This is a genomic window from Paractinoplanes polyasparticus, from assembly GCF_019710575.1.
Taxonomy (GTDB): Bacteria; Actinomycetota; Actinomycetes; order Mycobacteriales; family Micromonosporaceae; genus Actinoplanes; species Actinoplanes polyasparticus.
In genome coordinates this window covers 821,215-842,316 of the sequence record NZ_JAHWFK010000001.1, presented here as the reverse complement: position 1 = coordinate 842,316, position 21,102 = coordinate 821,215, and the positions used below count along the sequence as shown (strand labels likewise).

General features: G+C 72.2%; 21 protein-coding genes. 9 read left to right on the top strand and 12 right to left on the bottom strand.

Translation table 11 applies throughout. From position 1 onward, the window contains the following. Positions 1-100: 100 nt before the first annotated feature. Positions 101-520, bottom strand: a complete 420-nt coding sequence (locus KXC43_RS04540) for a VOC family protein (protein WP_221374583.1) — start codon at positions 518-520, stop codon at positions 101-103. Positions 521-533: 13 nt separating this feature from the next. Next, on the bottom strand, positions 534-1,256 hold the full coding sequence (locus KXC43_RS04535; protein WP_221374582.1) for an SDR family oxidoreductase: 723 nt from the start codon (positions 1,254-1,256) through the stop codon (positions 534-536). Between the two features lie 101 nt (positions 1,257-1,357). On the opposite strand from KXC43_RS04535, the gene KXC43_RS04530 reads away from it, so the two are divergent. Next, positions 1,358-2,197 (top strand): LysR family transcriptional regulator, encoded by an 840-nt coding sequence (locus KXC43_RS04530; RefSeq protein ID WP_221374752.1) that lies wholly within the window; start codon positions 1,358-1,360, stop codon positions 2,195-2,197. On the opposite strand, the gene KXC43_RS04525 is transcribed toward KXC43_RS04530, so the two are convergent. From KXC43_RS04525 to KXC43_RS04515, 3 genes are read right to left on the bottom strand one after another with little or no spacing between them, the layout of a single operon-like run. Further along, a complete protein-coding gene (locus KXC43_RS04525; protein ID WP_255643351.1) occupies positions 2,194-3,321 on the bottom strand; it encodes a DUF3500 domain-containing protein in 1,128 nt (375 codons plus the stop codon). The two genes, KXC43_RS04530 and KXC43_RS04525, sit on opposite strands and share 4 nt — an antisense overlap. A gap of 9 nt (positions 3,322-3,330) precedes the next feature. Next, complete coding sequence (locus tag KXC43_RS04520) at positions 3,331-4,134, bottom strand: hypothetical protein (protein ID WP_221374581.1); 804 nt, start codon at positions 4,132-4,134, stop codon at positions 3,331-3,333. Between the two features lie 52 nt (positions 4,135-4,186). Then, positions 4,187-4,879, bottom strand: a complete 693-nt coding sequence (locus KXC43_RS04515; RefSeq protein ID WP_221374580.1) for a DivIVA domain-containing protein — start codon at positions 4,877-4,879, stop codon at positions 4,187-4,189. Between the two features lie 120 nt (positions 4,880-4,999). Here KXC43_RS04515 and KXC43_RS04510 point away from each other — a divergent pair, with 120 nt between their 5' ends. Next, the gene (locus KXC43_RS04510; protein WP_221374579.1) at positions 5,000-5,347 is read left to right on the top strand and encodes an MmcQ/YjbR family DNA-binding protein; all 348 of its coding nucleotides are present in this window, start codon (positions 5,000-5,002) and stop codon (positions 5,345-5,347) included. Here the strand turns inward: KXC43_RS04510 and KXC43_RS04505 are convergent, their stop codons facing one another. The 3 genes from KXC43_RS04505 to KXC43_RS04495 form a co-directional block, all read right to left on the bottom strand. Continuing rightward, positions 5,348-6,115, bottom strand: coding sequence for an ABC transporter permease (locus KXC43_RS04505; protein ID WP_221374578.1), 768 nt, complete (start codon positions 6,113-6,115; stop codon positions 5,348-5,350). Next, complete coding sequence (locus KXC43_RS04500; protein WP_221374577.1) at positions 6,112-7,074, bottom strand: ATP-binding cassette domain-containing protein; 963 nt, start codon at positions 7,072-7,074, stop codon at positions 6,112-6,114. Before KXC43_RS04500 ends, KXC43_RS04505 begins: the two co-directional genes overlap by 4 nt. Positions 7,075-7,145: 71 nt before the next feature. Continuing rightward, complete coding sequence (locus KXC43_RS04495; RefSeq protein WP_221374576.1) at positions 7,146-9,980, bottom strand: ATP-binding protein; 2,835 nt, start codon at positions 9,978-9,980, stop codon at positions 7,146-7,148. Between the two features lie 138 nt (positions 9,981-10,118). Here KXC43_RS04495 and KXC43_RS04490 point away from each other — a divergent pair, with 138 nt between their 5' ends. From KXC43_RS04490 to KXC43_RS04480, 3 genes are all read left to right on the top strand, one after another. Further along, positions 10,119-11,252 (top strand): AI-2E family transporter, encoded by a 1,134-nt coding sequence (locus KXC43_RS04490; protein ID WP_221374575.1) that lies wholly within the window; start codon positions 10,119-10,121, stop codon positions 11,250-11,252. A 172-nt stretch (positions 11,253-11,424) separates the two neighbouring features. Beyond that, entirely contained in the window at positions 11,425-12,270 is an 846-nt protein-coding gene (locus tag KXC43_RS04485) for a helix-turn-helix transcriptional regulator (RefSeq protein WP_221374574.1), read from the top strand. A 49-nt stretch (positions 12,271-12,319) separates the two neighbouring features. Next, the gene (locus KXC43_RS04480) at positions 12,320-13,081 is read left to right on the top strand and encodes an SDR family oxidoreductase (RefSeq protein WP_221374573.1); all 762 of its coding nucleotides are present in this window, start codon (positions 12,320-12,322) and stop codon (positions 13,079-13,081) included. Here the strand turns inward: KXC43_RS04480 and KXC43_RS04475 are convergent. Together KXC43_RS04475 and KXC43_RS04470 are read right to left on the bottom strand one after the other, a co-directional pair. Then, positions 13,045-13,662, bottom strand: coding sequence for a ribonuclease FAU-1 family protein (locus tag KXC43_RS04475; protein WP_221374572.1), 618 nt, complete (start codon positions 13,660-13,662; stop codon positions 13,045-13,047). The genes KXC43_RS04480 and KXC43_RS04475 overlap by 37 nt on opposite strands. Before the next feature lie 64 nt (positions 13,663-13,726). After that, positions 13,727-14,101 (bottom strand): cellulose binding domain-containing protein, encoded by a 375-nt coding sequence (locus KXC43_RS04470; RefSeq protein ID WP_308128948.1) that lies wholly within the window; start codon positions 14,099-14,101, stop codon positions 13,727-13,729. A 324-nt stretch (positions 14,102-14,425) separates the two neighbouring features. Here KXC43_RS04470 and KXC43_RS04465 point away from each other — a divergent pair, with 324 nt between their 5' ends. From KXC43_RS04465 to KXC43_RS04450, 4 genes are all read left to right on the top strand, one after another. After that, positions 14,426-15,004: a sigma factor-like helix-turn-helix DNA-binding protein gene (locus KXC43_RS04465; protein ID WP_255643350.1), complete on the top strand. Its 579-nt coding sequence runs from the start codon at positions 14,426-14,428 to the stop codon at positions 15,002-15,004. Positions 15,005-15,006: 2 nt separating this feature from the next. Beyond that, positions 15,007-16,092 carry a hypothetical protein gene (locus tag KXC43_RS04460; protein WP_221374571.1) on the top strand — a complete coding sequence of 362 codons (1,086 nt, stop codon included), beginning with the start codon at positions 15,007-15,009 and terminating at the stop codon, positions 16,090-16,092. A gap of 146 nt (positions 16,093-16,238) precedes the next feature. Then, positions 16,239-16,877 carry an RNase H family protein gene (locus tag KXC43_RS04455; protein WP_221374570.1) on the top strand — a complete coding sequence of 213 codons (639 nt, stop codon included), beginning with the start codon at positions 16,239-16,241 and terminating at the stop codon, positions 16,875-16,877. 511 nt (positions 16,878-17,388) lie between these two features. Continuing rightward, entirely contained in the window at positions 17,389-17,784 is a 396-nt protein-coding gene (locus KXC43_RS04450; protein ID WP_221374569.1) for a GNAT family N-acetyltransferase, read from the top strand. 473 nt (positions 17,785-18,257) lie between these two features. On the opposite strand, the gene KXC43_RS04445 is transcribed toward KXC43_RS04450, so the two are convergent. Next, positions 18,258-19,925, bottom strand: coding sequence for a glycoside hydrolase family 43 protein (locus tag KXC43_RS04445; RefSeq protein WP_221374568.1), 1,668 nt, complete (start codon positions 19,923-19,925; stop codon positions 18,258-18,260). A gap of 84 nt (positions 19,926-20,009) precedes the next feature. Then, positions 20,010-20,876 (bottom strand): methylenetetrahydrofolate reductase, encoded by an 867-nt coding sequence (locus KXC43_RS04440; protein ID WP_221374567.1) that lies wholly within the window; start codon positions 20,874-20,876, stop codon positions 20,010-20,012. Positions 20,877-21,102 lie beyond the last annotated feature (226 nt).

The following is a 21,102-nucleotide window of genomic DNA, read 5'->3' as shown; positions in this document are numbered from 1 at the left end:
CGCCTACGCCGACCGAACAGGCGGATCGGCCAGTCCGGCGCTCAAACCAACCTGGTCGAAGTAGGCCTGGACATGACCCGGTTCCCGACCGCGTGACGGATCAATCGATGTCAACCTGTGCGCGTTCATGGGGGCGACCGAGCAGATCCCAGCGGTTGCCGGCGATGTCGAGGAAGACCGCGACCCGGCCGTACGGTTCGTCGCGGGGCTCCCGCACGAAGACGACGCCCGCGTCGGTCAGCTTCCGGTGCGTGGCCTCGAAGTCGTCGACGCGCAGGAACCACCCGACCCGCCCGGCCGCCTGGTCACCCACGGCCGCGCGCTGGCGGTCGCCGTCGGCCCGGGCCAGCAGGATGCCGGTCTGGGCGCCGGGCGGCCGGACGACCACCCAGCGCTTGGGCCGGCCGTCGGTGGTCAGCGACGGCGAGTCCTCGATGAGGTCGAAGCCGAGCACGCCGGTGAAGAAGGCGATGGCCGGGTCGTACTCGTCGACGATCAGGGCAACCAGATCGATCTGCACCTGGGCAGCCTAGTTACCACGGGATGACGCCGTCGTCGTTGGTGAACGTGCCGGTCGGGCCGCCGTCGGGCAGGGTGGCCAGCCGGATCGGGGTGGCTGCGGCCTCTCGCGCCGGGCGGCCGGTGAAGCCGGTGAAATCGGTCGCCACCAGGCCGGGGCAGGCGGCGTTGATCAGGATGTTCGTGCCGGCCAACTGGCGCGCGTAATGCACGGTCAGGGCGTTCAGATAGGTCTTGGTGGGGGAGTAGGCCGCCATGATCGGGCCGACCTCGATCGCCGGGTCCGACTGCCAGGTCAGTGAGGCGACGCTGCTCGAGACGTTGACGATGCGCGGCGACGGCGAACGCCGCAACAGGGGCAGCATCGCGTTGGTCACCCGGATCACGCCGTAGACGTTGGTGTCGACGACCTCCCGCACGACGTCGAGGTTGAGAACGGTCGGGTCCTGCTCCCAGCCCGGCCCGGTCGGGCCGGAGATGCCGGCGTTGTTGACCAGCACGTCGAGGCGGCCGATCAGTTCGGTCGCCTCGGCGACGCTGCGGTCGCTGGTGACATCCAAAGGCACGGCTCGGGCGTCCACCCCGGCCGCCCGCAGTGTCTTCGCGGCCGCTTCGCCGCGGGCCCGGTCACGCGCGCCCACCAGCACGCGGTAGCCGAGCGCGCCCAGGCCGGCTGCGATCTCGTACCCGAGTCCCTTGTTCGCGCCGGTGATCAGCGCGGTCTTGTTGTCGCTCATGACGCCGATGCTGGCTCGCCGCAGGCTCTGCTGCTTACACCATTACGGTGGGCTGTGATACCCGGCCGGTATCACCGCAGTATCGTCGGACGGTGGACACGCTGGAAACCCGCGAGCTTCGCTACTTCGTCACCGTGGCCGAGGAACTGCACTTCAGCCGGGCCGCGGAGCGTCTCGGCATCGCCCAGCCGCCGTTGTCCCGGGCGATCCAGCAGCTCGAACGGCGTCTCGGCGTCGCCCTGCTCGAACGCGACCGCCGCGGTGTGGCGCTCACCGACGCCGGCCGGGTGCTGCTCGACGAGGCCCGGGCCCTGCTCGACAGCGCCGCTGCGGCTGCCCGTCGCACCCAGCGGGCGGCGACGGGCGCGAATCGGCTGGTCTTGGCGACCAAGGCCGGTGCCAACCACGACCTGCTGCGCCACCTGCTGGACGCGCACGCCGCCGAGCCCGGCGCGGCCGAGATCGAGGTCGTGCTGTGCGGGATGGGTGACCAGGCCCGGATGCTGCGCGACGGCCGGGCCGACGTCGCGTTCATGCAGCGCCCGTTCGACGCCCTGACCGGGTTCGACACCGAGGACCTGCTGACCGAGCAGCAGGTCGCCATCCTGCCCGCCGACCACCCCCTCGCCGCGCGAAGCTCGCTGATCTTGGCCGACCTCACCGGCCGGCCGGACCTGCCGGTGGCCCGCTGGCCGCGCCAGGACGGCACGTACGAGCCGGGGCCCGGTCCCGAGATCCACGACCTGTCCCAGCTGGCGCAGCTGATCGCGCTCGGGCACGCCTCAGCCGTGCTCTGCGCGTCGTCCCGTTCCTGGCTGTGGAGCGCCCACGTCGCCGTCCCGCTGACCGACGCCCCGCACGTCACCACCGTTCTCGCGTGGCCTGCGCACAGCCGCTCGCAGGCCGTCGCCGCCCTGGTGAAGACGGCCGTACAGCTTTAGTGGTACTCCCGGCGGTGGGCGCTGAGCACGTCGAGGCCGAAGTCGTGGCCGGGGTCGCGCCAGACCGAGTGGGCGTGGTTGGCGTTGCGCTGGGTGTTGTCCCACTCGAGGAGCAGGCGCGGGCCCTGCACCCGGTAGTAGTGCGGCGCGCCCTGTTCGGTCGACCCGGCCCAGGCGAGGTGCACGAGGTCGAGCGCGGCCTCGTCGTACGCCGCGAGCGGGGAGACCGACTCGGGAACGCGGCCGAAATAGGTGCCCAGCAACGCGTACAGAAGCTCGCGTTGACCGGGGTTGAGATCGCGGCCGGGGATGCCCTTGGGCCGGGCCGTGTATTCGAGGGAACGGTGCTCGGGTTCGCCATAGGCCGCGGCGGCGTCGATGGCGTCGCTCGCGGCCCGCAGCTTCTGCCACTCGGCGGCGTCGCTGAAACGCTCGTCGCGCCAGATGCCGTCCAGCGGGATGACGCGGTCGCCCTCGCCGATGTCGGTGCGGTTGCCGGTGACGAGGTCGGACGGCGCCCGGGTGGACAGGATCGCGCGGCGCTGGTCGTCGGGGCCGAGCGAGAGCACCAGCTCGCGGGCCAGGTCCTCGGCCCGGGCCAGCGGACGGTTGACCGCGCCGCCGAGCAGCTCGGAGGTGGCCGGGTCGGCGCCCATGAAGCACGGTGTCGTGGCCACCAGCTCGCCGTCCACGACCAGATTGTTCAGCGAGACGTGGTGGCCGCCGAAGCGCCAGCCCCAGGCGCCGTGGCCGCCCGGCTCGCCGAAGACGCGCAGGTAGTAGAGCCCGGGATCGCGGCCTCGCTCGCGGTCGAAGCGGGCGACGAAACCCTCGGCGTGGTCGAGCACGTTCTCGAGCCCGATCGTGGTGGCGACCGTGACGAAGCCGGGCCGTGACAGCCCGGACGCCACGAGCCGCATGGCCGCGCGCTGCTGGGCCGGACGCTGCTGGTGGAACGTCAGTCCACCGTGGTCGGTCGGGGTGTAGAACCAGCGCCGCCGCTCGCCGTCCGTGGCGTCGCCCGACGGGCCGTGACCGACGGCGATCGAGCGCTGGTCGTCGGTCAGCAGCTCGAGCCACGCCCGGGCCGCCTCGGCCATCCGGGCGGCTACGTCATCGACCATGAGCTCAACCTAACCGTTGCGGTGGTGTTTCTTGACGAAGGTGTAGCCGGGGGCCAGCGGACCGATGCCTGCGCTCTCGGCTGCCTTTCGCTGCTTCGCCGACGGCTGGGCGCCGCGGGGGAGCTTGCGGATGAAGCCGCTCACCCAATGGTCGCCGCGGTGCGACTCGGCCGGGACGGGCTCGACCATGGGGGCGTAGAACACCATGTCGGTCTCGGCCTGACCGTCGACCGCGGGGTAGGACGGATGGCCGGCCGGGTCGACGCTGCCGGTCACCCGGGTCAGGAAACCTTCGCGGATCAGCTGGTCGACCGCGTTGCGCAGCAGGAACGCTCCCTTGGCGCCACGTCCCAGACCGGAACGCTTGGCCAGCAGCTCCTCGCTGAGGACGGCGCTGCCGTCGTCGAAGACCCGGCCGAGCTTGCGTACGGTGTGCAGCACCTTCGCGCGATTCGACTGGTCGGGCTGGTAGTCGCGGGTGACGACCTTCGGGTCGTACGCGTAGAAGTAGTCGACCCCGTCGACGCGCAGCGGGTCGTCGAGCGGGTCGGGGCGGATCACGAAGTCGTCGCGGGCCGGGTGCCAGGTGACGGTGACCAGCACGCCCGGCGGGAAGGCGGCCGGCCAGGTCAGGCCGGTCAGCTGCCACTCGACGTCCTGTCGCAGCTCGCACTCGACGGTCTGCCGGTTGTCCACCACGACGATGACCTTGTCGCGCTCGCCGAGGGCCTCGGCGGCCTCTTCGGGAGCGGCGCAGACCCCGGCCTCGAGATCGGCGCGCCACAGCGCGAGGCGGCGGCTGACCGTCTTCATCCGGCGAATCTACCGTGACCGGCGGCAATGCCGGCCACGGCGGGCGCGCGTGTCAGTCGAGGTCGCGCCCGCTGGCGCTGTCGAGTTCCTGCAGCTGGCGCTGGACGTGGTCGCCCAGGGCCTGCTGGTAGGTCTGTGCCAGCTGGCCCAGCCGCTCGATCTCGTCGAGCAGCTGGTTCCGCTTGTCGACCAGGCCGTTCATGGCCTCGGTGTGCTTGCGGCGGGCGTCGCTCTCGATCGTGCTCGCGGTCAGCTGCGCGTCGCTGGTGACCTTGTCGGACTCGGACTGGGCCGAGCCGATCAGCGCGTCGGCCTCGGCCCGGGCGTCCCGCATGTGGTCGTCGGCGGTGCGCCGCGCCATCATCAGCACGGGCGAATCCTGGCCGTCGCCCGACGACGGCGGCGGGCCGGACGGCGTCTCGCGGCGGGCACGCTCGAGCTGGGTCTGCATGCTGCGCGCGTTCTGCTCGGCGCGGGCGCGTGCCTCCTGCAGGCGGCCCAGCTGGGCCGTCAGGTCGGAGAGCTCGGCCTCCATGGCGCGGTTGCCCGGCCCGTTCGCCGCCGGGCCGCTCGGCCCGGGGCGCTGCACCTGGTCGTGCAGGGCACGGTTCTCTTCGAGGAGCCGGGTGAGTTCCTGCTCGACCTCGTCCAGGAACGCGTCGACGTCTTCCTCGTCGTATCCGCGCTTGCCGATCGCCGGCTTCTTGAACGCCACGTTGTGAACGTCGGCTGGAGTTAGCGGCATCGTGCTCCTCGGTTCCCCTCTGTTTCGACCTGCCGAGGCATCCTACGCACAGACCCTTGGAGTCTGCTCAGGTGTCATAACATCAGTCGCCGACCCAACACTTGCGGAAGGGTTCTCCCGGTGGCCGACGCCGACGATGTGCGCCGACTCGCGCTCGCCCTGCCCGACGTGGTCGAGATCGACAGCGACGGTTTCGACTTCCGGGTCCACAACCGGGGCTTCGTGTGGTCGTATCCGCAGCGTGAGCCGGGTAAGCCGCGTGTCATCCGGACCGATGTCGCGGTGCTCTACGTGGGTGACGAAGCCGAGAAGCAAGCTCTGGTCCTGGGCGAACCAGAGCTTTTCTTCACGGTCCCCTCGTACGACGGACTGCCGTTGGTGATGCTGCGGCTACCAAAGGTAACCAGTGCGCGGCTGCAAGAACTTATCGGCGACGCCTGGCAGATGCGCTCGGACAGTACGGGCTGACTACCGTCCGAGCAGGCGGTAACGACGCACCGCGAGCGGCGCGAAGATCACGAGCAGCACCAGCGGCCACGCCAGGGCGAGGGCGATGGCGTGCTCGCTGCCGGCCCCCGGGTTGCCGAAGAGCTCGCGGGCCGCCGCGACGGTGGCCGAGATCGGGTTCCACTCCGAGATGGCGCCCAGCCAGGCCGGCATCTGGTCCGGCGGCACGAAGACGTTGGACAGGGCGGTCAGCGGGAAGGCCAGCGGGAAGACGATCAGGCTGACCGTGTCGGGGTTGGGCACGATGCTGCCGAGGAAGATGCCGACCCAGGTCAGCGCCAGCCGCAGCAGCAGGATCAGGCCCATGGCGCCCAGCGCCGCGCCGATGCCGCGGTGCCACTGCCAGCCGACGAGCAGGCCGCAGACCACCAGCACGATCATTTCCAGTACGGCCCGGGCCAGATCGGCTGTGCTGCGGCCGACCATGAGCGCGGAGCGGGCGGTGGGCATCGAGCGGAACCGGTCGACGACGCCGCGGCTGATGTCCAGCGAGATGGCGGTGGCGGTGGCGCCCAGCCCGTACAGCTGGGTCATGACGAAGACCCCGGGCAGCAGGTACTCGCGGTAGCTGTCGCCGCCGACGGCCATGCCGCTGCCGAACACGTAGCCGAAGACCAGCACGAACATGATGGGCAGGGAGAAGTAGATGATGATCTGCTCGGGTTCGCGCACGACGTGCCGCAGATAGCGGCCGGTCATCACCCAGCCGTCGGCGAGGGCGGTGGTCATCGGGTCTCCTTCTGGCTGTCGGTGTCGGTGCGGTGGCCGGTCAGGCTCAGGAACGCCTCGTCCAGCGTGGGGCGGCGGATGCCCAGGTCGTCGACGGTGACGGCCGCGTCCCGCAGCAGCCGGGCGGCGTCGACGAGCGCCATCAGCCGGTCGGTGACGGCGACCCGCAGCCGCCGGGTGTCGACGTCGGTGTCGACCGCGCCGATGCGTCCGAGCAGGGCGGCCGCCTCGGTCAGGCGGTCGTGCTCGCGGACCACGACCTCGAGCCGGTCGGCGCCGATCGCCGCCTTGAGCTCGTCCGGCGTGCCCTCGGCGACGACGCGTCCGGTGTCGACCACCGAGATGCGGTCGGCCAGCTGGTCCGCCTCGTCCAGGTACTGGGTGGTGAGCAGCACGGTGGCGCCGTCGGCGACCAGCTTGCGGACGGTGTCCCAGACCTGGTTGCGGCTGCGCGGGTCGAGTCCGGTGGTCGGCTCGTCGAGGAAGAGCACCTGCGGCGCCCGGATCAGGCTGGCGGCCAGGTCGAGCCGCCGTTGCATGCCGCCGGAGTACTCGGTGGCCGAGCGATGGGCCGCGGCGGTGAGGTCGAACTGTTCGAGCAGTTCGTCGGCCCGCGCCTCAGCGGCCCGGCGTCCGAGGTGGTGCAGGCGCCCGAAGAGGACGAGGTTCTGCCGCCCGGTCAGCGAGCCGTCGACCGCCGCGTACTGTCCCGTCAGCGCGATCCGCTCGCGCACCTGCTCCGGTTGCCGGGCCACATCGGCTCCGGCCACCGTGGCCTGTCCGGCGTCGAAGCTCAGCAGCGTGGCCAGGATCCGCACGGCCGTGGTCTTGCCGGCCCCGTTCGGCCCGAGCAGCCCGCACACGGTTCCGGCGGGCACGCTCAGCCGGAACCCGTCGAGCGCCGCCACACCCCGGTACGTCTTCCGCAGCCCCTCGGCCGCGATGGCGATCTCTGTCATGCCCCGAGACTGCCGACCCGCGCTGACGAGCCGCGCACGAGCCGCTGACAACCTCGGTCAGCGGGCGGGCGTCACGGGGCCGGGCCGGCCTCCAGAGCGGCCAGGGCGGCGGCGGCCTCGGCGGTGACGGCAGTGGCGTCCAGGCCGGTGGCCTCGGTGGTGACCTGGCGGAACCAGTGGGCGGCTTCGTACCGGTCGCCGGCGGCCTCGGCGGCGTGGCCCAGGGTGAGTTTGATGGTCAGGCGTACGCCGTCGGCCGTGTACCAGCCGGTCGGGCACTCGGCCAGCGCGCTCAGGGCCAGGCCGCGCGCCGTGGTGTGATCGCCCCGGCGGAGCGCCAGGCGGGCCTGGCCGAGGCGGGCCGACGCGACCACCTCCGTGGCGCCGCACGCCGTGGCCAGGGCCATCGACTCGGAGAAGTCGCCGGCCGCGCCGGCCGGGTCGTCGCCGAGCATGCGGGCCTCGGCCCGGGAGCGCAGCATCTCGGCCAGGTCGACCTGGGAGCGCAGCTCGGCCGCCAGGCGCAGCGCCTCGTCCATCGGAAGCCGGGCCGCCCGGTGGTCGCCGCGCGCGGTGGCCAGCTCGGCCAGGCCGGATTGCGCGAGCATCATGCCCCAGCGTTCGCCCAGCGCCTGGAACCCGACCAGGGCGCGGGCGAACTCGCGTCCGGCCCAAGCCTGGTCATCGTGGAAGAGGGCTATCCACCCGCTGCCGATCGAGGCCAGCGCCTCGCTCCACGGTGAGCCGCGCAGCCGGGCCCGCAGGCGTTCCTGCATCGCGATCACGTCCTCGTGCGACGACTCGGGCGGGCCCGCGGCGAACGCCGACAGGTACAACAGGAACGGCTGCGCGGGCGGGCGCCCCAGCGTCTGCAGGAAGCGGGCCGGATGCTCGGCGGCGTCCAGCGGCGTGGGGAGCCCGGCGTTCAGCCGGCACAGCACGTGCTCCTCGGCCAGCCCGGGCGGCGCCGACGGGCCGGCCCGGTCGAGCAGTTCGCGGGCCAGTGCCTGTGCCTCGCCGCGGGCGCCGCGCAGCCACCAATAGAACGAAAGGGCCGCCACCAGCCGCAGCGCCACCTCGGCTGAGCCGTGCCGCACGGCCGCGTGCAGGTTGTCGCGGTCGGCGTCGAGCCGGTCGAGCCAGGTCAGCTGGTCGGGGCCGCGCAGGTGCGCGTCGGCCGTGCGGGCCAGTTCCAGGAAGAACAGCGCGTGATCCTCGGACGGCGGCGGGCCCTGGGCGGCGCAGAAGGCCCGGATCGTCGACAGCATGCGGTAGCGCGAGCCGTCGCGTTCGATCAGGGACTTGCCGACCAGCCCGTCGAGCGCGTCGAGGGTGTCGTCGCCGAGACCGCACACCTCCTCGATCGCGTCGAGCCCGGCGCCACCCCGGAACACTGTGAACCGCTGCGCCAGCAGTTGTTCCCGGGTGGTGAGCAGATCCCAGCTCCACGCGACCAGGTTCCACAGGGTGCGGTGCCGGTCGGCGGCCGTGCTGCTGCCGCGCGACAGCACGCGGAACCGGTCGCCGACCCGGCGGGCCAACTCGTCGACGGGCAGCACCGGCAGCCGGGCCGCGGCCAGTTCCAGGGCCAGGGGCAGACCGTCCAGCGTACGAACGATCTGCCGCACAGCCGCCTCGTCCGCCGCCGCGAGCGCGAACCCCGCCGCCGCGGCGCCGCGCTCGGCGAACAGCCGCATGCCCGCCTCCGTTGGCAGCCCGGCCACGGGCACGCGCACCTCCCCGGTGACACCGAGCGGCTCCCGGCTGGTCGCCAGCACCCGCAGGCCGGGGCACGCCCCGAGCAGCCGGCCGGCCAGCGCGGCGGCCGCCCCGAGCAGGTGCTCGCAGTTGTCGAGCACGAGCAAAAGCTCCCGGGTGGACAGCGCCGCCAGCAGCCGGTCGAGCGCGTCCGGCCCGGCCGACCGGTCGAGCAGGCCCGTGTCCCGCAGGCCGAGCGCGTCGAGCACCGCCCGCGGCACGTCGTCGGGCCCGGTGCCGGCCAGCTCGACCAGACAGGCTTCGCCCGGGTGCCGGGCCGCGACCTCGAGCGACAGCCGGGTCTTGCCGGCGCCACCCGGCCCGACCAGCGTCACCAGCCGCGCGGACCGCAGCGACTCCGCGGTACGCGCGAGTTCGTCCCGCTCCACGAAGCTGGTCAGCTGGGCGGGCAGCCGGGACCGTGGCGGCACCGGGGTCAGGGGCCCGCGCAGGACGGCTGTGTGCACCGCGCTCAGCTCGGCCGACGGGTCGGCGCCGAGCTCGTCGGACAGCACGCGGCGAGCCTCTTCGAACGCGGCCAGAGCCTCGGCCGGGCGCCCGCCCGCGACGAGCGAGCGCATGAGCAGCGCCCAGGTGTGCTCGCGCAGCGGCGCCGCCGCGAGCAGCGCGCGCAGGTCGTCGACGGCGTCGGCCGAGGGGCGCAGGTGCAGTTGCGCCTCGATGCTGTCCTCGACCGCCCGGCGGCGCTGCTCCTCGAGGCGGTCGGCCGCGGCCGGGGCGAAGGGCGCCGCCCGGACGTCGGCCAGGGCCTCGCCCCGCCACAGCGCGAGCGCCTCCGACAGCCGCGATTCGGCCGAGGCGAAGTCGCCGGACCGGAGCGCGGACCGTCCCTCGGCGGCGAGCCGGGCGAACCGGTGGACGTCGACCTCGCCGGGCTCGACCTCCAGGCGGTAGCCCGAACCGTCGTACGCGATGGGAACCTCACGCCGCAGCCGCGAGACGTTGGACTGCACCGCGTTGACGGCCCCGGCGGGCGGGGTGTCGCCGTAGAGATCGTCGATGAGCCGGGGGAGGGGCACCACCCGGCCCGCGTCGAGAAGCAGCCGGGCGAGCAGGGCGCGCAGCCGGGCCCCACCCGCCGCCACGGCCGGGCCGGCGAGTGTCGGACCCAGAACCCCGTACGGCATGGGCTCCATTGTCGTCCGTGGCGCCGAGCCGCGTGCCGGGGCCTTCCGGCGGCCGGATGGACACGGTTCTGTCCCAGCCGGCGTGATCCGGCGGGTGTCGCCCAGCGCGTTCGCGAGCTGCTCTCTAAGGTGATCGGCATGCCTGCCAAGCTCAATCCCGACAAGGCCCGGTCCGCCTTACGGACGTCGGCCGTCCTCTCGGCGCAGACGCTGCTCGTGCTGGCCATGGCGTACGTCGTGCTGTGGCTGCTGGGCCGTGCCTGGTCGGTCATCTGGCCCGTGGTGGTGGCGCTGCTGCTGACCACGCTGACCTGGCCGGTGGCCCGGTTCCTGCGCTACCGGTGGAATTGGAAGCCGGCGCTGGCCGCAGCCTTCGTCACCGTGCTGTTCCTGGCAGTGATGGCGGGCATCGTCGTCGTCATCGCGGTGCCGGTCGCGTCGCAGTCGGGCGAGCTGTCGCAGGGCGTCGTCGACGGCATCCAGCGCGTGCGCGAGTGGGCGTCGGGCCCGCCGCTGAACTTCGGCGACGACGACATCACCGGCGCCTTCGACGCGGCCGTGGAACGCATCCAGGCCAGCGCCGGCAACATCGTCAACTACACCCTGACCGGTGTGAACACCGTGCTCAACGGCGTCATCACGACCGTGCTGGCGCTGTTCCTGATGTTCTTCTTCCTCAAGGACGGCCCGCGCTTCCTGCCCTGGCTGTCGAAGCAACTGCCGGGCCGGCTGGCCGACGACGTGCCGGCCGTGGCCACCCGCAGCTGGGACACGCTGGGCGCGTTCGTGCGGTCGCAGGCCTTCGTCGGCCTGCTCGACGCGGTCTTCATCGGCCTCGGCCTGTGGATCGTCGGTGTGCCGCTGGTGCTGCCGCTGGCCGTGCTCACCTTCATCACGGCCTTCGTCCCGATCGTCGGCGCGCTGTTCGCCGGCTTCGTGGCCGTGCTGATCGCGCTGGTCACCCAGGGCTGGGTCGACGCGCTGATCGTGCTCGGCATCATCATCGTGGTGCAGCAACTGGAGGGCAACGTCTTCCAGCCGATGGTGCAGAGCCGGGGTCTCGGGCTGCACGCGGCTGTCGTGCTGCTCGCGGTGACGCTCGGCGGCGGCCTGGCCGGCATCATCGGCGCCCTTCTCGCGGTGCCGGTGGCCGCGCTGGTGTCGGTCGTCTACGTCTACGTGCGCGAACAGCTCAGCGACAGCCCGCCCGATCCGGAGCCGGAGGTGCCGCCGGAGCCGGGCCCGGGCGAGGAGCCGGCCGCCTCGGTCTGAGCACGAGGGGCTCCAACACCCGCTTCACGTGGGCTCCCGAGTCCGACCTCACCACCTGGACCGGCCTGGCCTCGGTCGGATGCCCGGGGTGCCGGCACGGGACGGCGATCGCGCGGTAAGGCGCCGGACTTTCACCTTCCGGGTCGGCCGCTGACGGGGCATCGTTGGCGGCATGAGCGAGCTTCCGTCGCGCCTGCTGCGGTCGAGCGACGTCCTCGGGTGGCGTCAGGTGCACGCCAGCACCTGGCGCGACCCGCCCGTCGCCGACGAGTTCCGCCGCGCGCCCACGCCGGACCTGACCGTCGTGCTGGTGACCAGTGGCAGCTACCACATCGAGAGCCGGGGCGGCGGTTCCTGGCGGGGCGCCGCGTACCGTCCCGGTTCGGTCGGCATCACCGCGCCCGGCCGCGGCGTGCGCCTGCGCTGGCGGGCCGCCGGGCCGCAACCGATGGAATCGCTGCATCTGCGGCTGAGCGCGGGCCTGGTGGGAGAGGCGCTGTCCGCGTACGGGCGGACACCGGCCGACCTGCCCGACGCGCTCACGGTCAACGACGACTACGTGGCCGCGGCCGCCGGCGCGCTGGCCCGCGCCCTGCACGAGGGCGCGCCCTCACTCTACGCGGACGCCGTGGCGCAGGGCCTCGTGGCGCATCTCGTGCACCGCTCGATCCCCGTCACCCGGCCCGCGACGCTCGCCTCGCTCGACACCGGCCGCGTCATCGAGCACATGCACGACCACCTGGATGACGACGTCGACCTGGACGCGCTGGCCGCGGTGGCCGCGATGAGCAAGTTCCACTTCGTGCGCTCGTTCCGCGCGGCGACCGGCCTGACCCCGCACCGCTACCTGACGATGCTGCGCATGCGCCGCGCCGCCGGCCTGCTGCGAACGACGACCCTCAGCATCCGCCAGGTCGCGTCCGCCTGCGGTTATCAGAGCCCGAGCCGCTTCGCCGCCGCCTTCCGGCGCGAGCACGGCGTCAGCCCCGCTCTTTACCGCAAGTTCGGGCTTCCCTAGCGCAAGATCGGGATCGGCCCGCGACCGGCGGGCGGGCATCACCGGGCGCATGACTGGAAAACTCGCAGGTAAGACCGCCGTCGTCACCGGCGGAAGCGCGAACATCGGGAAGCTGTTCGCCGAGGCGCTGGCCGACGACGGGGCGAACCTCGTCGTCCACTACAACAGCCCGGAGCGGGCGGGGGAGGCCGAGGCCGTCGTCGGCGACCTGAAGAGCCGGGGCGTCGAAGCCATCGCCCACCAGGGCGACCTCACCGCGCCGGGGCAGATCCCCGCGCTCGTCGACGCTGCGGTCGAGCGCTTCGGGCACTGGGACATCCTGGTCAACACGGCCGGGATCATCGTGCGCAAGCCGCTCGCCGAGACCACCGAGCACGAGTACGACGCTTCGTTCGCCATCAACGCGAAGATCCCGTTCTTCCTGATGGCCGAGGCCGCCCGCCGGATGGCCGACGACGGGCGCATCGTCAACCTGGTGACGACGCAGGTGGCCGTCACCGCGGCGACCTACTCGGCCTACGCCGGCAGCAAGGCTCCGGTCGAGCACTTCACCAAGGCGTTCGCCAAGGAGGTCGGCCCGCGCGGCGTGACCGTCAACTGCATCGCCCCCGGCCCGCAGAAGACGAACTTCTTCTACGACGTGGAGACCGACGAGACCATCGCCTGGCTCAAGAGCATGACCATCAACGGCGACCTGGGCGAGCCGGCCGACATCGTGCCGGTGATGCGCTTCCTGGTCGCCCCGGAGACGCGCTGGGTCACCGCCCAGACCATTTACTGCAACGGCGGGATGATCTCCCCGATCAACTGAGCCCACGCCGGGTCCGGGCGGAAGCCGGTGTGGGTGCCGTCGAACGGGAAGGCGCCGGCCTTCGCGAGCGCGATGAGGCGCTCGCCCTCCGCCCGGATCTCGCCGGCGGTGGCGGCGTCGAAGTAGCCGGGGGCGCCGATGGCGGCGGCGAACTCGTCCTCGTCCTTCCACTCCCAGCTGAGATCGGGGCTCACCACGATGTCGAGCACGAGGTCGGTCGTGTCGACACCCTCGGGGCGCCGGGTGAACGGGGTCTCCAGATTGACGTACCAGCCGCCGAAGCCGCCCTCGGGGGAGAAGAACCACCAGACCGAGTACGCGGCGCCGGCCGGCATGAGCACGAGGATGTCCCAGAACCGCCACTTCTTGCGGACGAGCCGTGGATCCCGCATCTCGTGCAGGGGGCGGTCGTGCAGCGTGCTGCCGTCGGTGTCGGTCAGCTGGGCGTGCTCGGTGCCGACCGGCATCCACAGCAGCAATCCGGCCTCGTCGTCGCTGACCACGCGCATCGGCTTGGCGAAGGTGGTGCGCCCGGCCCGGACGTATCGGCGCACGATGATCTGGCTCGGAGCGAACGGCATGGGCGCGACTTTACGAGGCCGCCGCCAATGCCGTTCGCCGACCCGTTCATCGAAGAAGCCGGTTCTACGCTGCGGAGCAGCTCACTGTGGGAGTGCCGTTGGCGCCGGTCCACGAGCCGAGGAAGCCGAACTGGGTGCCGGAGCCGGCGGCCAAGGCGCCGTTGTAGCTGGCGTTCCTCGCCGTCACGGCCGAGCCGCTGCTCGTCACGGTGGCGTTCCACGCCTGCGTCACCGACTGGCCGTTCGCGTAGGCCCAGGTCACCGTCCAGCCCTTGACGGCGCTACTGCCCGCGGTGACCTCGACCTCGGCCTGGAAGCCGCCGCTCCACTGGCCGGTCACCGCGTAGGCGGCGGTACAGGCGCCGGTCGGCGGCGGTGTGGTCGGCGGCGGTGTGGTCGGGGTCGGCGGCGGGCTCGTCGGGGGCTCGCTGCCGTACACAGTCGGGCGAACTGCCAGCGAACTCGCCGATCACCAGCGGCCAGCCGTTGCGCTCGAACGTGTCCAGGTAGCTGGTGACAGCGGCGGCCTGGTTGAAGACCGCATACATGTGGATGGAGAGCACGGTGTTCCGGGTTCTCGAGCACGCAGATCAGCTTGTTCTGCTTGCAGAGCGCAATCACGTTCGCGGCGTCGTCGGCGGTGTTGGTGGTCCAGCGCCCGCCCACTCACGCGTTCACCGCGTCGCGCCCGGCCCGGGGGTCGGGGGCTGAGCGCTCGCGGTGACAACACCAAATGCCCGTGCAATTACATCGCAGTCCATCGATGTCCGAGCTTTTTGCGTACGCCTGGGAACCTCACGGGGTGCGCCCGCGTGTATCGGACATGGTGGTTCCGACGACAGCTCCCCGTTCCGCCCCGGCTCCCGCTCCCGCCCCGCCGGCGGCCGATGGCTTCGAGGGCTTCTACCGCGCGCACGTCGACCGGGTGTATCGCGCGCTGGCGGTGACGCTCCGGCGGGACGATCTCGCCCATGAGGCGGTCGACGAGGCGATGGCCCGGGCCTACGCGAAATGGCCGGTGGTGGGCGCGCTCGACAATCCGGCCGGCTGGGTCTTCCGTGTCGGCCTGAATTGGGCGACGTCCCGGTGGCGCAAGCTTCGCCGCGAGAGCCCGCCGCCGGGCGAGGCCGACCATCCGGCGCTCGACAGCACTCCGGTCGGCGCGCTGCTCGTGCTGGCCGAGTTGCCGCTCCCGCAGCGGGCCGTCGTCACCTGCCGCATCCTGCTCGACCTGTCCACCGCCGAGACGGCTGAGGCCCTCGGCCTCAGCGAGGGAACGGTCAAGAGCCGCCTCTCCCGCGGCCTGGCCACCCTCCGCACCCAGCTGAGCTCCGAGGAGTGAGCATGGACCAGATCCCCCGCGACATCGAGCTGGCCGTCCGCGCCGCGGCCGAGGCGCCCAAGGGCTACGCGGGCGAGTTGCCCGCCGTCTACCGCCGGGCCCGCCGCCACCGCATCCGCCGCCGCACCACCGCCGTGGCCGGGGCCCTCACCGTGCTGGCGGGCCTGGTCGGCGGTGGGCTCGCCGTGCGGCAGAACGCCGACGCGACACCGCCGTTCAACCCCGCGGTCGCGGTCACGACCTCACCTCAGCGCCTGCTGCTGTCCGGCGCCGACGGGCAATACGTCGCGGCCCAGGGCGATCCGTCGCCGGCCCGGCTGACCGGCGATCTCCGGATCGGCGAGCTCTCCGTCGACGACCACCTGCTCACCCACGCCGTCGAGGGCGGCGGCGACTACGACAGGTCGATCGGCCTGCCCGACGGGCGTCTGGTCTCCCTCGGCCCGCGCGGCACAGCGGTGGGCGGTGACTCCGGCCTCGAGATGCTGCTGACCATCCAGGCCCCCGGGCGCGGGACGCAGCAGCGCAACGTCCGGCAGGAGGGTCAGCCGGTCTCGCTGGCCGCGGCCGACGCCACCACGGCGTACCTCTGGCGCCCGTACGGTCTGTACGCGCACGACCTGTCCGGCGGGCTCGAGCGGCTGGTCATCTCGTCCGCCATGCTCGACCTGCCCGACGACAACCCGGCCGGTGCCCTCGACGCCGCCGACGTGACCGGCGACCGGCTGCTGATCGCCGCCTCCAGCCGGTCGTGCCGCCCGCTTCTGATGTCCATCGCGCCGCCGCAGGGTCTGCGTTTCCTGCCGCTGACGTCTCTGGGGTGCAGGCGGGTGACCGGCCTGCGGCTCTCACCGTCGACCGGCCGGGTCGCGGTCAGCTATCAGAAGTCCGGGGGCGCGGTCCGAGTGGCAGTCCTCAGCACCGAGAACGGCGCCGTCCTGGCCGACCGTGAGGTGGTTGCCGCCGGCGGCAAGGGGACGCAGACCGTCGACCTCGCCTGGACCGACGAGCGCATCGTACGCGGCGTGGCCGTGCCCGTCGGCGGCACCGGCCCGCACGAATTGCGGCAGTTCACGATTCCCACCTGAGGCGTCACTCTCCGTTCCGCGCCGGCCCGTCCCCGATCCGCGGATTCCTCGACCCGAAGGTGGGATGCCCAGGACGGCCCGCGGGGCGGGAACCTCGGAAGCGGGCCGTCCGGTGCGCCCAGTCTTCAACCCGGCGAGGGGGAAGCGTGAACCACGGCCTGGCTCGGGCGGGCTCCGATGCTCGAGGGCTGCCACGCCACCACCGTGCCGCCGCGGTCACCGGCCACCTGGGCAAGCCGCCGGCCGGGCTACCGCTCACCGTTTACACCGACGGCTCGGTCTCCCTGAGACAGATCGCGCGGCGCCGGGGCTGGCTCACCGGCTGGGGTTACCTGTCCACCGGCGGCAGCTACGGATGCGGCCGTTACCCCCAGTTCGCCGCGAACGCCGGCAACGAGGTCACCACCGTCACCGAACTGCGCGCGGTCTGGCACGCCATCCGCGCCGACCTGACCACCCGCCCCGTCACCATCGTCACCGACAGCCGGAACGCGGCCGCCATCCTCGAACGGTGGAAGGCCGGCAGCGAGCGGATGCCGGCGGGCTACATCGGCAGCAACAGCGGCGTCGCCACGCTCGACAAACTGCGCCGGCTGGTGACCGCGAACCCGGCCCACCTCACCGTCGAGACCGTCCGCGGCCACTCCGGCGACATCCTCAACGAGGGCGCCGACACCCTGGCCCAGCTGGGCATGCGGTGGGCCCGCGACAACCTGACGAAGGACGACGTCCACCAGCGCGCCGAGCGCGTCGCCGAAGGCTTCCTCACCCAGTGGCGCTCCTGACGGGCCGGGCCATGTCGCCGCCACCCGTTGCTGTTACGCGTTTTCCGCTTGACGCGCGGCTGAGGATGGCGGTGTGGAAGACCTGCGACTACGGGCCCTTGAGTACCTTCGCCGGCGCGGCGGGGTCGTGGACGGCGAACTGTTCGTCCTGACTGTCCCGCCGGGTACAGAGGTCCCGCCGGGCGGTGCGGTTGCGCCGGGCGCCGCCGTTCCGGGCGCTGCGGTGCCGCCGGGCAGTGCGGTGCCGCAGCGCGGTGCGGTTTCGCCGGGCGCTGCCGTTACCGGCGCTGGGGTCCCGCCCAGCGTTGCGGTTCCGCCAAGCGTTGCGGTTTCGTCGGGCGTTGCGGTTTCGCCCGGCACGGCCCTTTCGCCGGGTGCTGCCGTTCCGCCGGGCGCTCACGTTCCGCTGGGCGCGGCCGTCCCGCCGCTGGGCGTCCCGGTCGCTCAACGGCCCGCGTCGGGGTCGGTGGCGCCGCCGGCCGGCGGCGTGCCTCGCCCGCCGGAGGTTGAGGTGGTCCTGATCGACGAGACGGCGCCGGTCGCCTTGATTCGCGAGAACCTCGACGTCAACGAGCGCGGCTTCGATCCTTCGGCGGCGCCGGTCACCTACGAGCAGGCCGCCGCGTTCCGTCGGGAGATGGTCGGCGCGCGAGCGGTCACGGTACGGGCGGCCGGTGAGCCGGTCGCCGCGGGCATGGCCCTGCCGGTGTGGTCGGGCGTCGCCGAACTGGTCGGCATCACCACGCTGCCTACAGCCCGCCGCCGTGGCTTCGGGCGCCTGGTCACCGTCACGCTCATCGAAGCCGCGGCCACCCTGGGCGCAGACCTGATCATCCTCAGCACCTCCGACGACGACGCCCGGCGGCTCTACACGTCAGTCGGCTTCCGCCACGAGCCTATGTCGTGATGCTGGCGTCGTGACCCGACGGCGACACGAGGCGGTGTTCGAGCGACCCGGCATCTGGCTCACGGGCGCTGGTCCTGCTCGACCGCAGGAATCGTGGCGATCATTGAAGCGCGGGTTTCCGCAGTCCGCCGTCATGGCGGGAGTGCCTTCGCGGGCTGGGCTGTCTACGTGATGGCGGAGTGCCTTCGCGGGCTGGCTGTCTACGTGATGGCGGGAGTGCCTTCGCGGGCCGCTGCCTATGCGATGGCAGGAGTGCCTTTCACGCGCTGGCTGCCTGTGCGATGGCTGGGCTGCTGTTTTCCGGGTCCGGCGATCTGCGTGCGGCCGGGTCGTGCACTGCCTTCGGCGTTCGCGGCTGGTCGTGTGCTCGCGAAGGGGCGAGTTTCCTGACGTGCGGGCGGCCGGTGGTTGTTGGCTCTGAGCGGACGGGTTTGGCCGTGGCGCCGGCCGGTTGGGTGGGTGGCTGCCGGGCTTCAGGTGGTGGCTCGGTAGGAGGCTCGGTCGAAGTCGGCGTAGGCGCCCTCGCGGCCCAGGTCCTGCACCCACAGGCCGGCGAAGGCGCCGGTGAAGCCCCAGGCGGCGGGCTCGCCGTTGATGACCTGGGCGGCGTACTCGTCGGAGAGGGTGGTGGCGTCCAGGGAAGGGCCCGCGTTGTGCCACTCGGCTGTCTCCGTTGCGCTGTTGAACGCGTACGAGAAAGAGAGAGACGGACCGGCGAAGCGCAAGCGCAGGCGGACGGGGGTGAGCGGGGCGGGGGTGCGGACGCCGGGGACGACGGTGACCTGGCCGCTGTCGCAGGTGAGCAGGTCGAGGATCGGGGTGCCGTCGTCGTCGGCGGTGATGTGCAGGAAGTACCAGTTGCGGGTGTTGTAGTAGGCGGTGATCCCGGCCAGCTGGCGATAGTTGCGCGGCGTGAACTCCATGGTGGCCTCGAACTCGCCGTCGGTGGCGACGACGCGGCGGGCCACCAGGCTGGGCTGGTGGCGTCCCATGGGCGATCGGCCGCCATGGATGCGCAGGTGGGACGGGCGTTCCGAGAGCGAGACCCAGTCGGGAGTGGCCGGGCGGCGCAGCGTCGACCAGTTCACGCCGAGCTGGGGGGCGTCGAAGTCGTCGTCCTCGAGGTGTTCCGACGAGACGGGCGCCTCGGCGGGCACCTTCACGCCGATCGGCGCGGGCACGATGTCGGCCGGCGTGCCGTCGGTGATGCGCGGCCAGCCCTCGTCGGTCCAGGTGACCTCCTGGATTGCCGACTCGCGGCCGAGGACGCAGCGACCCCGCGGCGTGTACGGCCGGCCCACCAGATGCGCGAGGTACCACTGGCCGTCCGGCGTCTCGACCAGGCTGCCGTGGCCGGCCTTCTGGAGCGTCAGCGACGGGTCCCCGGCCGAGGTGAGCAGGGGGCCGACCGGGTCGGCGAGGTACGGGCCGAGCACGTGGCTCGACCGGGCGACCGTCACCTGGTGCTCCCAGCTCGTGCCGCCCTCGGCGGTGACCAGGTAGTACCAGCCGTCCTTGCGGTACAGGTTGGGCGCCTCGGTCACGCCCGCCGCGGTGCCCGTGAAGATCATGTGCTCGGGGCCGACAAGTTTGCGCGTCGCACGGTCGTACTGCTGGATCGAGATGCCGCCGAAACGGTTCCGGCCCGGGCGCCAGTCGGCGACCATCGACAGCATCCAGGTGGTGCCGTCGTCGTCGTGGAAGAGCGACGCGTCGAAACCACGCCCGTGCAGCACGACCGGGTCGGACCACGGCCCGGTCGGCCCCGGCCCGGTGACCAGGAAGTTCTGCGGGTCCCAGTAGCCGCCGGCGAACGTCGCCACGTCGGAGTAGAGCAGGTGGAACTCGCCATGGGCGTACGAGAGATTGGGCGCCCACACGCCGTTCGAGTCGCCGGTGCCGGTCAGGTCGAGCAGGCGCTTGTCGTCGAGGGCGCCGCCGAGCGGAGTCCAGTCGACCAGGTTGGTCGAGTGGTGCACGCGTACGCCGGGATACCACTCGAAGGTCGAGGTCGCGATGTAGTAGTCGTTGCCGACCCGCAGGATCGACGGGTCCGGGTGGAATCCGGCCAGCACCGGGTTCCGGATTCCCCGGCTCGGGGTGGTGGCCTCGCTGAGTGTGCTCGTCTCGGCGCTCGTCATCGTCGTCCCCTGCCGCTCGATCGCGTAACTTCCGGACTGTACCGCAAGTTTTCGCTCGCAAGGCGCCGCTTTCTCGGCCCCGGCTCAGCTGGTTGCCGGCTGCTGTCCGGTGCGGAAGTCGCTGATCCACTGGGTGGTGGCCCGCAGGCCGCCGAACGTGTAGAAGTGCAGTCCGATCCGTCCGTGCTGGTCGGGGTGGTGGTCGGTGGCCAGCGCGCGCAGGAAGGCGTCCGGACCGGCGGTGGCCAACAGGTCTGCGCCGTACCGCCGGGCCAGGGTGGCGCTCGTGCCGACACCGAAGCGGGCCGCGTATCGCAGCAGCCGGCGCACGCCGGCCGGCCCGGGCACGCCGACCCGGATGGGGATGTCGATCCCGCGCTCACGGACGGCGGCGATCCAGTCGAGCACCGGGTCGGCGTCGAAGCCGAACTGGGTGACGATCTCGGCGGCCAGCCCGCGGCCGCGCAGGCCGGCGAGCTTCGAGGTGAGACTCGGCCACAGCACGTGATCGGGAATGCCCGGGTGACCCTCCGGATATCCGGCGATACTCACCCGCTGTACGCCATGGGTCTCGAGAAGCCCGGACTCGATCACCGACAGTGAGTCGCCGAACGGCCCCTGCGGCTCGTCCGGGTCCCCGCCGGCCACGAAGACGTTGTCAACGGCACCCACCCGGCCCAGCTCCCGCAGAAACTCCTCCAGGGCAGCGCGCGAAGCCAACCGGCGGGCCGAAATGTGGGGGACGGGCGTGAACCCGTACGCCTTGACGGCCGCGGCCGCCGCCAGGCGGAGCCCACGGTCCTCGCCGCTGAGAAACGTGATGTTGACCCGGGTGCCGACATCGATCAGCTCGCGCGCGGCCGCCAGCTCGCCGACGTCCTTGCCGGTCATCTCGAGCGAGTAGCCGGCAAGCAGCTCTGCCAGCTTGATTTGCGCGCTGTCGGCTTCCATCGCCCCCACTCCACACCCATCATCGTGCCGATCGACGACGGCCACCCACCCGACTCGCCGATCACCGGCGGCCTCCTGGCTTCGTGCGTGTGACGAGCCCAGATGTGCGCGACTTTCGGGCCCGGGTTGAGCAATTTCCTTGATCGATATCGCTGACCTTGGAGCCCGCTTCTGCGGTGGCGGGACCGAGGTTCACAACGGTGGGTCAGCGGCCGGGCGAGTGATG